The sequence below is a fragment of the Zhengella mangrovi genome (assembly GCF_002727065.1).
Classification (GTDB): Bacteria; Pseudomonadota; Alphaproteobacteria; order Rhizobiales; family Rhizobiaceae; genus Zhengella; species Zhengella mangrovi.
The window spans coordinates 52,392-67,139 of the sequence record NZ_PDVP01000018.1; the positions used below are offsets into that span (position 1 = coordinate 52,392).

The 14,748-nt window shown below is 66.1% G+C and carries 11 protein-coding genes and 1 tRNA gene; 4 read left to right on the top strand and 8 right to left on the bottom strand.

From position 1 onward, the window contains the following. Positions 1 to 103 precede the first annotated feature (103 nt). Entirely contained in the window at positions 104 to 553 is a 450-nt protein-coding gene (locus CSC94_RS20685) for a flavin reductase (protein ID WP_245408448.1), read from the top strand. Here the strand turns inward: CSC94_RS20685 and CSC94_RS20690 are convergent. After that, positions 528 to 1,805, bottom strand: a complete 1,278-nt coding sequence (locus CSC94_RS20690; RefSeq protein WP_165784540.1) for an O-antigen ligase family protein — start codon at positions 1,803 to 1,805, stop codon at positions 528 to 530. The two genes, CSC94_RS20685 and CSC94_RS20690, sit on opposite strands and share 26 nt — an antisense overlap. 133 nt (positions 1,806 to 1,938) lie before the next feature. Next, complete coding sequence (locus CSC94_RS20695) at positions 1,939 to 2,154, bottom strand: helix-turn-helix domain-containing protein (protein ID WP_099308281.1); 216 nt, start codon at positions 2,152 to 2,154, stop codon at positions 1,939 to 1,941. 274 nt (positions 2,155 to 2,428) lie between these two features. Between CSC94_RS20695 and CSC94_RS20700 the strand changes: the two genes are divergently transcribed. Continuing rightward, complete coding sequence (locus tag CSC94_RS20700) at positions 2,429 to 2,710, top strand: hypothetical protein (RefSeq protein ID WP_133122956.1); 282 nt, start codon at positions 2,429 to 2,431, stop codon at positions 2,708 to 2,710. Positions 2,711 to 2,833: 123 nt separating this feature from the next. On the opposite strand, the gene CSC94_RS20705 is transcribed toward CSC94_RS20700, so the two are convergent. From CSC94_RS20705 to CSC94_RS20720, 4 genes are all read right to left on the bottom strand, one after another. Continuing rightward, the gene (locus CSC94_RS20705; RefSeq protein WP_099308283.1) at positions 2,834 to 3,610 is read right to left on the bottom strand and encodes a helix-turn-helix transcriptional regulator; all 777 of its coding nucleotides are present in this window, start codon (positions 3,608 to 3,610) and stop codon (positions 2,834 to 2,836) included. A gap of 176 nt (positions 3,611 to 3,786) precedes the next feature. Next, entirely contained in the window at positions 3,787 to 5,391 is a 1,605-nt protein-coding gene (locus CSC94_RS20710; protein ID WP_099308284.1) for an acyl-CoA synthetase, read from the bottom strand. Between the two features lie 150 nt (positions 5,392 to 5,541). Continuing rightward, on the bottom strand, positions 5,542 to 7,257 hold the full coding sequence (locus CSC94_RS20715; protein WP_099308285.1) for a thiamine pyrophosphate-dependent enzyme: 1,716 nt from the start codon (positions 7,255 to 7,257) through the stop codon (positions 5,542 to 5,544). Positions 7,258 to 7,544: 287 nt separating this feature from the next. Next, a tRNA-Pro gene (locus CSC94_RS20720) sits at positions 7,545 to 7,621 on the bottom strand. A gap of 194 nt (positions 7,622 to 7,815) precedes the next feature. Between CSC94_RS20720 and CSC94_RS20725 the strand changes: the two genes are divergently transcribed. Next, the gene (locus CSC94_RS20725) at positions 7,816 to 9,333 is read left to right on the top strand and encodes a phosphomannomutase/phosphoglucomutase (RefSeq protein ID WP_099308286.1); all 1,518 of its coding nucleotides are present in this window, start codon (positions 7,816 to 7,818) and stop codon (positions 9,331 to 9,333) included. Between the two features lie 22 nt (positions 9,334 to 9,355). After that, complete coding sequence (locus CSC94_RS20730) at positions 9,356 to 11,596, top strand: AGE family epimerase/isomerase (protein ID WP_099308287.1); 2,241 nt, start codon at positions 9,356 to 9,358, stop codon at positions 11,594 to 11,596. 10 nt (positions 11,597 to 11,606) lie between these two features. Here CSC94_RS20730 and betB read toward each other — a convergent pair whose 3' ends face one another. Together betB and betA are read right to left on the bottom strand one after the other, a co-directional pair. Then, entirely contained in the window at positions 11,607 to 13,070 is a 1,464-nt protein-coding gene (betB, locus tag CSC94_RS20735) for a betaine-aldehyde dehydrogenase (RefSeq protein ID WP_099308288.1), read from the bottom strand. Positions 13,071 to 13,085: 15 nt separating this feature from the next. After that, positions 13,086 to 14,735, bottom strand: a complete 1,650-nt coding sequence (gene betA, locus CSC94_RS20740) for a choline dehydrogenase (protein ID WP_205853381.1) — start codon at positions 14,733 to 14,735, stop codon at positions 13,086 to 13,088. Between the last annotated feature and the right edge of the window lie 13 nt (positions 14,736 to 14,748).

A 14,748-nucleotide genomic window follows, 5' to 3' on the forward strand; every position in this document is an offset into this window, starting at 1 on the left:
CGCGGATATTGCCAATGCTTCGGTGCTGGAAAAGGATTCCGGCGCGCAAGCCGCCGGTTCCGGTCTCCAGCATGCGGTCTCACCTTTCACCTACCGCGATGCCATGGCGCACTTCGCCGGTCATGTCCACGTGGTCACCACCGCGGGCAGGGCCGGGCGCCGCGGCGTGACGGCCATTGCTGCCTGCTCGGTTTCCGATGACCCGGCCACCGTTCTCGTCTGCCTCAACCGTGGCAGCGTGGCCAACGACCTTTTCCGCGACAACGGCGCCTTCGCCGTCAACACGCTGGCCAGCGGATTGCAGCCCGTTGCCGAGGCATTCTCCGGCGTCACCAGCCTCGGTCCTGACGAACGGTTCGATGTCGGCCACTGGACGACCCTGTCCACCGGCGCTCCGGTGCTCCAGGATGCGCTCGTGAGCTTCGATTGCCGCCTGGTCGACGCGATCGACCATGCCACGCACCGGGTTCTTTTCGGCCGCGTGGTCGCCGTGTCCATGGCGGACCGGGGCGAACCCTTGCTCTATTTCAACCGGCGTTACCGGACGCTGTAGACACGCTCCCGATGGACGACGCCGGGTCGCGGGCGATGGTCAGGAGGATCACGCTCAGGCCAATGAAAAGCGCGTCCAGGATGTCGTGGCCGAAGACGAGGCCGCTTACGCCGCTCAGGCCGTAGGGCACGTAGAGGCTGGCGCCGAGCGCCAGGGCAGGGCGGCCGTGCGGGCCATGCCGGTTGCGCCAGAGCAGCACGGCCGGGGCCAGGAAAGCGACCAGGAAACCGGCGAGGTTGACGACGCCGCCGCGCACCAGCGCGTTGAGGATCGCATTGTGGAAATGGGTCATGGCGAAGGTGACGTGGTTCAGTTCGTCGTTCCGTTCCCGCATGATCCGGGCAATGTCGCCGCCGCCATGGCCGAGCAGCGGCTTTTCCCGGATCAGGCTCACGGCCGACTGCCACAGCACCAGCCGCTGTCCGAGCGACGTGTCCATTTCCCCGGCTTCGGCCTTGTCAAGGTCCATGACCGCGGCATCGACGCGGTCCTTCACCAGCGGCGCATACTGGTAGAGAGCGACGGCTCCGAGGCCTGAGAGCAGCAGCAGGGCTGCCAGCAGGGCCTTGGCCCGCGCCGTCATGCGCAGGCGGATGGCCGTCAGGGCCATCGGCGTGAGCGCCAGCGTCAGCCAGAACGTGCGGCTGCCGGTCAGGATCACCACGGTCCCCGCCGCCAGCGCGCCCGCGAGGCACAGCCAGCGCCAGCGGTTCTCCAGCCAGACCGCGCCGCAAAGGCAAAGGCCGAACATCACCGATGCGACAAGACCCAGCACCAGCGGGTTGCCGGTCAGCAGTTCGAGGCGGTGCAGGTGGCTGTTCATGGCAAGGCCCAGCGAGACGAAGGCGCCGGCCGAGGCGCCGGTCGCCAGGGTCTTGAACAGCAGGGCCGGCGGCGCGGCCATCAGGGCGAACACGGGCAGCGCGCCGAGAAAGAACAGGTTCTCGGCAATCTCCGAATAGCCGCGCCCGGCAAAGCCGGAATTGGCCGTGGCCAGCGCCTCTGTCAGGAAGAACAGCACGAAACAGGCTGAAACGGCCAGGGCGTCCCGGTCGCCGGGCATCGCGATGCGCCGGAAGGCCAGCAGCAGGACGGCCCAGGACATGGTGATGCCGAGCAGGATTCCGATTCCGCTGCCGATCAGCGGCACGCTGCCGGCGAAGCAGGCGGCGAAGACGGCATTGCCCGCAACAAGCGGCCCATTGCCCGGCGAGACGAGATAGGTGAGAACACTGCCAGGATGGATGCGCATGAAAACCGTGTACCAGCGTCGGGAAGGGCGCCGGCCCGCGGGTGAGCGGGGGCGTCCGGAACAGTTACGCTCTTCCTCTAGCCGAAAAGACCGGATTTCCAAAGACCGGCGCGCGATGTCGGCGCTGATCGCCTCAGCCGTCTGACGCGCGCCCGGTCTGCCGGTCGTACAGCACGACGGCATGCGCTTCCGATTGTGCGCCGAGCCGCTCGGCGGCACCCTTCAGGATGCGGCCGATCGCATATTCGCTGACGCCAAGGTCCAGGGCCAGCTGGCTGCGCGTCTTGCCCTCTGCCAACCCCGCCAGGACCATGGCTTCCAGGGGGGCAACGCGGTTCGCCTCGATCATTTTGTGCTCATCATTGGCATTTTTCCGGCCAGTCATTGGCCGGAAGTAAACATGAATCTCATATGCATGTAATTATAGGGCGAAAACTTTGATTCCTGATGAAGCGATCCCCGCGAATTTATCTAAAAGGCTGCCGCACTTATTAAGCAATCAATTGAATAAGCCGTGACAAATATAGCCGGTTTTTCTAATGTGCGGTTTTGACAGGGGGGCAGCACGACGAATCAAATTTGCTGCTTCGGTAAATTGATTTTTTGAAAGTCGTGGTACGCGTATGATGGTTTCGGATTTGGTTAGAGCTTTTCATGCGCGCTCTGCTGATTTGGACAATGCAATCAGGGCCAATGATCCTGAATTGATTGGGGAACTGGACCGCCAGATCGGCGACGTGTGGCGGCAATTGCTCGCTGCGCGGCCCGAGGCGAAGGGCGAATTGCGCCAGCTGGTCGAATTTTTTTTGACCATTCTTGCGCCCAATGCGCAGGATTCCGACGTTGAAGCCGATGCCATGGCCACGATCCTCGCCCTGTTTGACGACCTGGCTGGAAATGAGTGACGTCCGGGCCGACGCAGGTCGGCCTGGCTGAACCGGTCGCGGGCATCCCTCACCGGAAAGTTCCTGGAGTAGCAACCGTAGGAACCCCGGCTGCGGGGGCCAGGCGCGGCAGGGTGGTCGCGGTCAGATCAGGCCGAGCGCGCTCGCCCGGTAGATCACTTCGGAAAGGGAATGCGCCGACAGCTTGGACTTGAGCGAGCGCACGAAGGCAGCAACCGTCGGTTCCGAGTAGGACAGTTCCTCGCCGACCTGGCTCAGCGTCTTGCCTTCCGCGATCCCCACCAGGCACTGGAATTCCGGCGGCGTCAGTCGCGGCATGGTGCGGATTTTCGTGCCGGACTTCTCCCGCCACAGGGCATCGAAGGTTTCGATCGTATCGATGACGAGGCCGGGGTAGCGGCTGTCGGTCTCCGGGCGGACGCCGAAATACATGACGACGCTGCGCCGCGACAGCGGATCGCAGACCGGCACGCAATAGCCGCCTTTGAGGCCGTACATGTTCAGCAGGCCGTCAAGCAGGTTGTCGAGCAGCGACGGTTCGGGCGCTTCGTTGGTCCGGCAGTCGAGCCCGGTCGTGAACGGGAACGGCCGATTGGTTTCCGCCAGCATCAGGAAGACCGAGCAATTGGTCAGGTCCTCGACCGATGCGATCTTGCTGGCCAGCCCGTCCTCGAGGCCATGAAAGCTCATGCTGGGCTTGATCGACCCGTTGCGCCATTCGCTGATGTCCAGCACGGCGTAGGACTGGAAGCCATGGGCACGGGCGACCTCCTTGAGGTCCTTGTACCGTGTGGCTGGCTTGCCCTGGCCGACGGCCGGCGAGGCAGGTCGCGGCGTCGACGAGATCGCAGCCGGCTGGGTTGCCTCGGAAGCCTGTGCAAGACGGATGACGTTACTCATGGCGAATCCCCAAAAGCCCAAGGTGAGTTTTGGCAATTATTGGGCCGCCGCAAACGCAAAATGCGCTCATCCACAGAAAAAATAAAAAGGAATGAACAAGGATCGCGCGTGGACGGGCGAAAACGCAGGCCTGGCAGGGAACCCGGCGGCTCGACGAACGGCCGGGTGTTGTGCCGTCAGCCGGCGTTCTCGAAGCTGTTGGCGTAGGTTTCCCGCAGATCCCGTTTCAGCACCTTGCCGCTCGCATTCTTGGGCAGGCTCTCCGTGATGGCCACGTGCTTGGGCACCTTGAAGTGGGAGAGCTTCTCGCGGCAATGGGTGATGATCTCGGCCGCGCTGACAGTCTCGCCCGGCTTGGCGACGATGACCGCGGTCACGGCCTCGATCCAGGTCGGATGCGGAACCCCGAAGACGGCCACCTCGGAGACGGCCGGATGGTGGAAGATGGCTTCCTCGACCTCGCGGCTGGCAACGTTCTCGCCGCCCGTCTTGATCATGTCCTTCTTGCGGTCGACGACGTAGAGGTAGCCGTCCTCGTCCAGCCGCCCGAGGTCGCCGCTGTGGAACCAGCCGCCCTGGAAGGCTTCCGCGGTCTTCTCCGGGTTGTTGTAGTAGCCGAGGATGAGGTGCGGGCTGCGATGGACGATCTCGCCCACGTCGCCGACGGCCACGTCCCGGCCTTCGTCGTCCACCACGCGCGTTTCCACGTTCAGGGCAGGGCGGCCTGCCGAGCCGAGCTTGGTCAGCTGCTCCTCCGGGCGCAGCAGCGTGGCCAGCGGCGCCATTTCCGTCTGGCCGTAGAAGTTGAACAGCCGCATGTCCGGCAGCCGGCGCGACAGTTCCTGGATGATGGCCGTCGGCATGATGGAGGCGCCGTAGTAGCCTGCCTTCAGGCTGGAAAGGTCGCGCCGGTCGAAATCCGGGTGGCGCAGCAGCGCGATCCAGACGGTGGGCGGACAGAACAGCTTGGTAATGCGCTCTTCCTCGATGGCGGCGAGCATGGCGGCCGGGTCGGCGCCCTCGTGCAGGATGCTCGTCGCCCCGACATAGAGGTCCGGCGTCAGGAAGCAGTCGAGCTGGGCGCAGTGGAACAGCGGCAGGCAATGCAACTCGATGGCATTGCCGTCCATTTCGCCGTCGACGATGCAGCTGATGTATTGCGCGTAGAGCGCGCCGCTCGTCAGCAGGGCACCTTTCGGGCGCGATTCCGTGCCGCTCGTGTACATCATCTGGATCGGGTCGTCGGCTGCCACGTCGACCCAGGGTTCGCTGGTGTCGGGATGGTCGAAGAGCGGCTCCACCGGGTCCCATCCCGGGCCGGTCGCGGCCCCGCCGTGATGGATGACGAGCCGGTTGGAAATAGGCCGGCCGAGTTTCCCGATGGCCTCGTCCGCGATGGCGCAGAGCCCGTCCTCGGCGATCAGGCAAGAGGCGCCGGAGTGGTCCAGGATATAGGCCACGTCGTCGGCGTTGAGCATGAAATTGACCGGCGTCAGTACGGCACCGAGCCGTGCGACGGCGAAACGCAGCACCACGAAGGCGCGGTTGTTGTGCGAGAACAGCGCCACGCGGTCGCCCTTGGAGATGCCGCGTCCGGACAGGGCGTTTGCCGCCCGGTTCACCGTCTCGTCCAGCTCCCGGAAGCTTTCGCGCTTGCCGCGGAAGACCAGCGCGGTCTTGTCCGGAAAACGCAGCGCGCTGCGCCGCAGGAGGTCGCCCAGTTGCTGGCCCCGTGCCCGCCGGATCGCGCTTTCGAGCGTCGGGTCGTTTATGTCTGTCATGATGTCCTCCCGCACTGGCTGCTCCCCTTGGTGCCGCGTTTAGGCGTAACCGGGGTCGCGTTGATTTTTCGCGTGGGAGAATAGGAACACTCCGCCCGGTTTGTCACCTGCCCGTAACGGCAGGCGGCGCGGATGAAGAACCGGCCGCGATCACTTGAGGAAATTGTCGCGCAGCAGGGCGACGACCTCCTTGCCGCGCCCGTCGAGGACGGCCTTGATGCCGAACAGGGCGGTTGAGGCGACCTGAGACGCCTCGATCTTCGGCGGCATGACCAGTTCCATACGGTTGACGGCCACGCTGAGGAGGGCGGGCCCGTCGCTGTCCAGCCACCGCCGCATCGTGCTTTCCAGGTCGTCGGCGCGGTCGACATGCCAGCCGGCAAGACCGCAGGCCTCGGCGAGCTTCGGAAAGTCGGGGTTCGTCAGCGACGTGTAGGAATCCAGAAGTCCCTCGACCCGCTGTTCCATTTCCACGAAACCGAGCGAGCCGTTGTCGAAGACGAGCACCTTCACGGCAAGGTCTTCCTGCCCGAGCGTCAGCAGGTCGCCCATCAGCATGGAAAGCCCGCCGTCTCCGGCCATCGCGATAACCTGCCGCCCCGGGTAGGCGGCCGCCATGCCCATGGCCTGCGGAAAGGCGTTCGCCATCGTGCCGTGCAGCAGGCTGGTCAGGAAGCGCCGCTGGCCCCTGGCGGTCAGATGCCGCAGCAGCCATACCATCGGTGAGCCGCCATCGGCGGTGAACAGGGCATCCTCCGCCGCCAGCCGGTCCAGTGTCCGGGTCACGAATTGCGAATGGATGAGCCCGGCATCCGGTTCGTCCGCGCGACCCGCATAGGCCTCCCGGTCGCTCTCCCACTGGTCCAGCACTGCCTTGAGGTGCGCCTCGTCCTCGCGCGGCGTAAGAAGCGGCAGCAGGGCGTCGAGCGTGGGAGCGACGTCGCCGACGAGGCCGAGGCGCACCGGGGAGCGCCGCCCGATATGGGTGGCGTCCCGGTCGATCTGGATGACGTGCTTGCCCTCGGGATAATACTGCGTCCAGGCAAAATCCGTTCCCAGGCACAGCATGATATCGGCCTTGTCCACGGCTTCGGCGCCGGCGCGGTTGCCGAGAATGCCGGTCATGCCGGCATTGAAGGGGTTGTCCGGTTCGATGAATTCCTTGGCCCGGCTGGAATGGACCACCGGCGCCTTCAGCCGGTCCGCGAGCGCCACGACCTGGTCATGCGCCAGGCGCGCGCCGATGCCGGCATAGATGGTCACCGCCCCGGCCTCGTTCAGGATGCCTGCCAACTGGTCGAGTTCCGTGTCGGAAGGCCGGATGACCGGATCGGGCCGGTGCACCGCCCAGGCCAGCGTGTCGTCGGTTGTCTCGGTGAACATGTCGCCGTTGACGATGACCACCGCGACGCCGCCCTTGGTCAGCGCCGCCTGGGCGGCCATGGCCGTGATGCGCCGCGCCTGGTCGGGGTGGGCGATGGTCTCGCAGAACACGCTGCACTGGTCGTAGATGCGCGCCTGGTCCACCTCCTGCGGAAAGTCGAGGCCGCTCTCCGTCCGTGCCACGTTCGAGGCGATCAGCACGACGGGCGCGCCGTCCCGGTGGCTCTCGAACATGCCATTGACGAAATGCAGGCTTCCCGGGCCGCAGGTGCCGGCACAGACCGCCAGTTCGCCGGTCATGTAGGCTTCGCCACCCGCCGCCAGACCGCCGGCTTCCTCGTGGCGCACGTGGATCCAGCGGAGGTCGGATTGCCGGACCGCATCGGTGAAGTGGTTGATGGTGTCACCGACGATGCCCCAGCAGCGCTGCGCGCCCGCGTCGATCAGTGTCTCGACGATGATGTCAGCGACGTTTCTGCTCATGCCGTCTCCCCGAATGCTGTCCGGGGCGGTGGATGATCGGCAAGCCGCGAATGAGGCTTTGCCGGGTTTGCGCGACCACGCTCCGCCCGATGGACAACGCCGCGGCCGCGGCATTCGTTCCCGTATGGCGCGAGGCGGATGGAGAAACGGGGGAGAGGGCACCGCCGCGAAAGAACGGATCCACGCCGGCGCGGTGATTCACCGGACAATTTCCGAAGGTGGTTTTGTCGGGAAATCGGGACCGGGCGGCCGTCTGGCCAAAAATCACCCCAAGTCCTTGATCTGGCTGGTCGGAGTGGCAGGATTTGAACCTGCGACCCCCTCGTCCCGAACGAGGTGCGCTACCAGGCTGCGCTACACTCCGCGAACCAGTCGGGCGGTTCTATAACCGTAGCACCGTCATCCTGCAAGCGCCCCGCGGGAGAATTTTGCAGAAAATCGGCGGGCCGCTGCAGGCGTTGCGGAAGGGCCGGAACGGATTGTTTCCCGCCGCCTTAATCGGACATAAGTCTTTTGCGATGAAAGTGGCGCCACCCATTCATCGATACGGACCCGTCCATGCAGAAGCCCGTGCCCGCGGCCAAGCCGAACACCTTCACCTTCGAGACCGTTCCGCTCGTCAAGCCGACCGGTTTCCGCGAGTACGATGCCCGTTGGTGGTTCGGCCATCCGGCATCCGAAAAGGCGCCCGAACTCAATCTCATGGGCGTGCAGGCGCTCGGGATGGGCCTCGGAACGCTGATCCGGCGTCTCGGCGCCGGTCCGGACATCGTCACCGGGCACGATTTCCGCTCCTATTCCATGGCCATCAAGCTGGCGCTCGTCCAGGGGATGATGGCCGCCGGCGCCAGGGTGCGCGACATTGGCCTGGCGCTGTCGCCCATGGCCTATTTCGCCCAGTTCGCTCTCGACGTGCCCTCGGTCGCCATGGTGACCGCCTCGCACAACGACAATGGCTGGACCGGCGTGAAGATGGGCTGCCAGCGTCCGCTGACCTTCGGACCCGACGAGATGGGCCGGCTGCGCGATATCGTGCTGTCGGGCGATTTCGACCTCGCCGGCGGGGGAACCTATGAATTCGTTCCCGGTTTCCGCGAGCGCTACCTGGCGGACCTCGCCGGCTCCATGCGCCTGAAGCGCCGGCTCAAGGTCGTCGCCGCCTGCGGCAACGGCACCGCCGGCGCCTTTGCCCCGGACCTGCTCGAGCGCATTGGCTGCGAGGTCATCCCGCTCGACTGCGATCTCGACTACACCTTCCCGCGCTACAACCCGAACCCGGAAGACATGGAGATGCTCCATGCCATCCGCGACGCCGTGCTGATGCACAAGGCCGACGTCGGGCTCGGCTTCGACGGGGATGGCGACCGCTGCGGCGTGGTCGACAACGAGGGCAACGAGATCTTCGCCGACAAGGTCGGCGTCATGCTGGCCCGCGACATGTCGGCCGAGCGCCCCGGTGCGCAATTCGTTGTCGATGTGAAGTCGACCGGGCTCTACAAGACAGATCCGGTGCTCGCCGCCAATGGCGCGAAGACGGACTACTGGAAAACCGGGCATTCCTACATCAAGCGGCGGGTGGCCGAGCTCGGCGCCGCGGCGGGTTTCGAGAAGTCGGGTCATTTCTTCTTCAACACGCCGTATGGCCGCGGCTACGACGACGGGCTGGTGACGGCGCTCGCCGTCTGCCGCATGCTGGAACGCAACCCGGCGCGGTCGATGGCCGATCTCTACCGTGATCTCCCGCTCACGTTCGGCTCGCCGACCATGTCGCCCCATTGCGACGACGAGGAGAAATACGCCGTGGTCGAGCGGGTGACGGACCGGTTCGTGGCCATGAAGCGCGCCGGCCAGACCGTTGCCGGTGAACGGATCGAGACCCTCGTGACGGTCAACGGGGTGCGGGTCGGCCTGTCCGACGGCAGCTGGGGCCTCGTTCGCGCGTCCTCCAACAAGCCGGAACTGGTGGTCGTCGTCGAAAGCCCGGTATCGGAGGACCGCAAGCGCGCGGTTTTCGAGGCCGTCGATGCGATTTTGCGGGAAAACCCGCAAGTCGGTGCCTATAACCAGACCATCTGAAGACGGGGCAGGGGAAGTCCGCATGAGCGCCAGGATCGTCAGTTTCGTGATGAGCGGAGGCGTCGGTTCGCGCCTCTGGCCGCTGTCGCGGGAAGACAACCCGAAACAGTTTCACGATCTCTCGGGCGGCGGCTCGATGATTCTCCAGACGGTGCGCCGCATGGCCGGCCGCACCGCGGGCGAAAGCCCGGTCTGCATCATCGCCACCGAGCGCCACGCCGGGCGCGTGAACGCCGAACTGGCTGGCCAGGACCTCAAGGGCGGCCGCGCGCTCTACGAGCCGATGGGGCGCAACACGGCCGCCGCCGTGGCGCTCGCAGCCCAGGTCACGCTGCGTGATTTCGGCGACGATCTCGTCCTCGTCGTGCCATCCGACCACGTGATTTCCACCGATGCGGATTTCTGGGCCACCGTCGAGGATGGCGTGGAGGCCGCGCGCGCCGGCCGCGTCGTGGTCTTCGGCGTGCGTCCGAGCCATCCCGAGACCGGCTATGGCTACATCGAGGCCGGGGCGGAAACCGGCGCTCCGGTGCGCGATGTCGCCCGATTCGTCGAGAAGCCCGACCTGGCGACGGCGCAGGCCTACCTGGACGCGGGCAATTTCTACTGGAACGCCGGCATTTTCCTGTTTCGCGCCTCGGCCATGCAGACGGCCTTCGAACGGCTCGAACCCGGCATCTGGTCCGGTGTCGCCACTGCCCTTGGAAGGGCCCGCGAGGAGGTCGCCGGCACCTTCCTGCACGAAGACGACTACATGGCGGTGCGGTCCGATTCCATCGACTATGCCATCATGGAAAAGCTTGGCGACATCGCCATGGTCGAGGCCAGGTTCCGCTGGAACGATCTCGGCTCCTGGCAGTCGCTCCTCGACGTGTCGGAGGCCGATCCGGCCGGCAATGTCATCATCGGCGACGTGGTCGCCATCGATTGCCGGGATTGCTACCTGCGCTCCAGCGGCCGCCTGCTGTCGGTCATCGGCCTGAAGGACGTGGCCGTCGTCGCCACCGCCGACGCCACCTTCGTCGCGCCCGTCAGCGAGAGCCAGAACGTCAAGAAGGTCGTTCAACAGCTTGAAAAGACAGGGCGGCTCGAAACGCGCTACACCCCCAGCCACGACCGCGTGATCGAGGCCGGCGCCTTTGTCAACCGGGTCCGCCACTGGCTGTTCGAGGAAACCCTGCCGCTCTGGTCCACCGCCGGCGTCGACCCGGTCCATGGCGGCTTTCACGAGACGCTGGGCTTCGATGGCCAGCCGCGCCTGAAACCCAAGCGGATGCGCACCATGGCGCGCCAGGTCTATGCCTTCTCCGTCGCCAAGGCGCACGGCTGGGATGGACCGGCCGACGACCTGATCGCCCACGGCATCGATTTCATGGCGGGCAAGGGGCGCACCGCGCGCGGCGGTTGGGTGCGCACGTTCAATCCCGATGGCTCGGTGCTCGATCCGGTCGAGGACACCTATGACCATGCCTTCGTGCTGCTCGCACTGGCCCATGCGCACCGGGCCGGGCACGCCGACGCGCTTGCGCTGGGCCTGGAGACCTTCGATTTCCTCGACGAGCACCTCGAGGATGCCAACCTGCGTGGCTACCTGGAAACCTCGGACGGTGAGAACCTGCGCCGGTCCAACCCGCACATGCACCTGCTGGAAGCCTTCCTGGCCTGGTACCACGCCACCGGCGAGCGGACGTACCTGCGCCGCGCCGCACGCATCGTCGACCTGTTCCGCCACTCGCTGTTCGATGCGGACACCTGGACGCTGGGCGAATTCTTCGACGGCGACTGGAAGCCCGAAGCCGGCGAGCGCGGCCAGTGGACCGAACCTGGCCACCACTTCGAATGGGCTTCGCTGCTGACCGATTTCGCCAATGCCACCGGGCAGGGCGATCTCGTCCCCTATGCGCGCAAGCTTTACGCCTCGGCTGTCGCCAACGGCCTGAACCGCGCCACGGGCCTTGCCTACAACGCAGTCTCGCGCGCCGGGGTGCCGCTCGATCGGCTGTCCCGCTCCTGGCCGCAGACCGAGGCGATCAAGGCCGCCATCGCGCTTGACGGCGAGGGCGGTGGACCGGACATGAAGCCGGAAATTGAATCCCGCGTCGCGCGCCTGTTCCGCTGGCATGTCGACCCGGCCCCGCGCGGCCTGTGGATCGACCTGATCGACGAGAACGGGGCGGCCAGGGCCGGCGACGTGCCGGCCTCCATTTTCTACCACCTGGTCTGCGCGCTCACCCGCTACCTGGAGGTCCAGCCAAGGCCTTGACCGCCGCTCGTCAATACGGGCTGTCGACCGGTCCGTCGGCCACGTAGACGCTTTTCACCTGGCTCCAGGCGGCCAGCGCCTCGATTCCGTTCTCGCGTCCCATGCCCGATTGCTTCACGCCGCCGAAGGGCATCTCGACCGGGGTCAGGTTGTAGGCATTGATCCAGCAGGTCCCGGCCTGCAGTTGATGCACCACACGCCTTGCGCGCTCGATATCGGCCGAGAACACGCCGGCCGCCAGTCCGAACGGCGTTCCGTTGGCCCGGTCAATGACCTCGTCCTCGTCGCGGAAGGAAAGGACGGCCATGACAGGACCGAAGATCTCCTCCCGGGCGATCGTCATGCCGTCGCTGACATCGGTGAATACGGTCGGCTCGATGAAATGACCGCCCTCGAGGCCCTGGAGGCGGGGGCTCTTGCCGCCACAGGCCAGCGTTGCGCCTTCCGCTTCGCCGGTCCTGATATAGCCCGTCACCTTGTCGTACTGGGCTGCCGAAACCATCGGACCCATTTCGGTCGCCTCGTCCATAGGATCGCCCATGCGAATCGCTCGCGTGCGCTCGACAAGGCGCTCGATGAAGCGGTCGTGGATCGACTCGTGCACGAAAACCCGCGTGCCGTTCGAGCAAATCTGGCCGGTGGAATAGAAATTGCCCAGCATGGCGCCGCCGATGGCGCTCTCGATATCGGCATCCTCGAACACGATCAGCGGCGACTTGCCGCCAAGCTCCATCGTCGCTGGCTTCATCAGGCCGCCGGCGGTGGAAAGCACCTTTTTTCCCGTCGGCACCGACCCCGTCAGCGAGATCTTGGCCACGACCGGGTGTTCCACCAGCTTGGCCGCCACGTCGCCATGCCCCTGAACCACGTTGAACAGGCCGGCGGGCAGGCCTGCCTCGGCGTAGATCTCCGCCAGCTTCAGTGCCGACAGCGGCGTGACCTCCGACGGCTTGAAAATCATCGCGTTGCCCATGGCCAGCGCCGGGGCCGATTTCCAGCACGCGATCTGGATCGGGTAATTCCAGGCCCCGATGCCGAGCGTCACGCCGAAGGGTTCCGGGCGGGTGTAGGCATGGGGTCCGCCGAGGTCGATGTGCCGGCCGGTGTAGTCGGCCACCACGCGGCCCATGTAGTCGAGGCAGTCGGCGCCGGAGGCCGCGTCGGCCACCAGCGTCTCCTGGATCGCCTTGCCGGTATCCAGCGTCTCCAGTTCGGAAAGCGCACGATTGCGTTCCCGCAGCAGGGCCGCTGCCCGCCGCAGCACGGCGCCGCGTTCCTCTGCCGGCCGCGCGGCCCAGGCCGCCTGCGCCGCCCCAGCGCTCCTGACGGCTGCCTCGATGACGGCATCTGTCGCACCGTGCAGCCGTGCGATCACTTCGCCGGTCGCCGGGTACTGGCTCTCCAGCAGGGGGCCGGAGGTGTCCTCGAACGGCTTGCCGTCGATGAAATGGGAGGCGGCGGGTTGTGCGCGCATGGTTCCTTCTCTTGTCTACCGGTCGCTGACCTGCCAGCGCGGATTGATCCACGGCTCCTGGTTGGACGGCGCGAGGGGCTGGCGGCCCAGAATGTGGTCGGATGCCTTTTCGCCCACCATGATCGACGGCGCGTTGAGATTGCCGTTGGTGATACGCGGGAAGATCGAGCTGTCGGCCACCCGTAGGCCTTGCACGCCGATGACGCGGTTCTCCGGGTCGACAACCGCCATCGGGTCATGGGCCGCGCCCATCCGGCACGTGCCGCACGGGTGGAATGCGCTCTCGGCATGGTCGCGGATGAAGGCGTCCAACGCGTCGTCGCTCCGGGCATCGTCCCCCGGCGAGATCTCGCGGCCGCGATAGGGCGCCAGGGCATCCTGGGCGAAGATCTCGCGGGTCAGGCGGATCGAATGCCGGAACTCGGTCCAGTCGTCCGGGTGGCTCATGTAGTTGAAACGGATGACGGGCTTGTCCGCCGGGTCGGGTGAACGCAGCGTGACGGTACCGCGCGACTTGGAACGCATCGGTCCGACATGGGCCTGGAAGCCGTGCCCGGGCGCGGCTGCCTTGCCGTCGTAGCGGATGGCGCCGGCCAGGAAATGGAACTGGATGTCGGGATAGTCGACGCCGGCCGCCGAGCGCACGAAGCCGCAGGCCTCGAAATGGTTCGTCGCGCCGTCGCCGCGCTTCAGGAACAGCCACTCCGCGCCGATCATGGCCTTGGAGATCAGGCCGAGCTTGGAATTGAGCGTGATCGGCTGGGTGCACTCCTGCTGGATGTAGAGCTCCAGGTGATCCTGGAGGTTCTGCCCGACGCCGGGACGGTCGGCGACGACGGCGATGCCTTGCTCGCGCAGGTGCGCCGCCGGGCCGATGCCCGAATGCATCAGCAGCTTGGGCGAATTGATCGCCGACGCGGCCAGGATGACTTCCTGCCGCGCATGAACCCTCTGGACCTGGCCGTGGACCTCGATCTCGACGCCGGTCGCCCGCTGGTTCTCGATGGTGACGCGGCGCGCCAGCCCCTTGACGAGGCTCACGTTTTCCCGTTTCAGCGCCGGGCGCAGATAGGCCTTGGCAGCCGAGAAGCGCTCGCCGTTGTGAATGGTCTGCTCGAAGGCGGCAAAGCCTTCCTGCTTCTGCCCGTTGTAGTCGTCGGTGACCTCGAACCCGGCCTGCCGGCCCGCCTCGATGAAGGCGCCGTAGAGCGGGTTTTCCATGGAAGCACGGCGCACGTGCAGCGGCCCGGTCTTGCCGCGCCAGGACGCGTCCCCGGAATCGGCATTTTCCATCCGCATGAAATAGGGCAGCACGTCGGCATAGCCCCAGCCATGCGCGCCGGAAGCCGCCCAGTGGTCGTAGTCGCGGGCATGGCCGCGCACGTAGACCATGCCGTTGATCGAGGACGACCCGCCGATGACCTTGCCCCGGGGCGTCACGAGCCGCCGTCCGCCGAGGCCCGGTTCCGGTTCGCTTTCCAGGCCCCAGTCGTAGAGCTTCATGTTCATCGGATAGGAGAGGGCGGCCGGCATCTGGATGAAGGGCCCGGCATCCGTGCCGCCGTACTCGATCACGATGACGGAATGCCTGCCGTCTTCCGACAGCCGGTAGGCCATGGCCGATCCGGCCGACCCCGATCCGACGATCACGTAGTCGGCGGTCAGCGATGCCGCGTCG

Coding starts and splice junctions, on each gene's coding strand:
- CSC94_RS20685 (WP_245408448.1), top strand. CDS start 104: ATGGCGCACTTCGCCGGTCATGTCCACGTGGTCACCACCGCGGGCAGG.
- CSC94_RS20690 (WP_165784540.1), bottom strand. CDS start 1,805: ATGCGCATCCATCCTGGCAGTGTTCTCACCTATCTCGTCTCGCCGGGC.
- CSC94_RS20695 (WP_099308281.1), bottom strand. CDS start 2,154: ATGATCGAGGCGAACCGCGTTGCCCCCCTGGAAGCCATGGTCCTGGCG.
- CSC94_RS20700 (WP_133122956.1), top strand. CDS start 2,429: ATGATGGTTTCGGATTTGGTTAGAGCTTTTCATGCGCGCTCTGCTGAT.
- CSC94_RS20705 (WP_099308283.1), bottom strand. CDS start 3,610: ATGAGTAACGTCATCCGTCTTGCACAGGCTTCCGAGGCAACCCAGCCG.
- CSC94_RS20710 (WP_099308284.1), bottom strand. CDS start 5,391: ATGACAGACATAAACGACCCGACGCTCGAAAGCGCGATCCGGCGGGCA.
- CSC94_RS20715 (WP_099308285.1), bottom strand. CDS start 7,257: ATGAGCAGAAACGTCGCTGACATCATCGTCGAGACACTGATCGACGCG.
- CSC94_RS20725 (WP_099308286.1), top strand. CDS start 7,816: ATGCAGAAGCCCGTGCCCGCGGCCAAGCCGAACACCTTCACCTTCGAG.
- CSC94_RS20730 (WP_099308287.1), top strand. CDS start 9,356: ATGAGCGCCAGGATCGTCAGTTTCGTGATGAGCGGAGGCGTCGGTTCG.
- betB (WP_099308288.1), bottom strand. CDS start 13,070: ATGCGCGCACAACCCGCCGCCTCCCATTTCATCGACGGCAAGCCGTTC.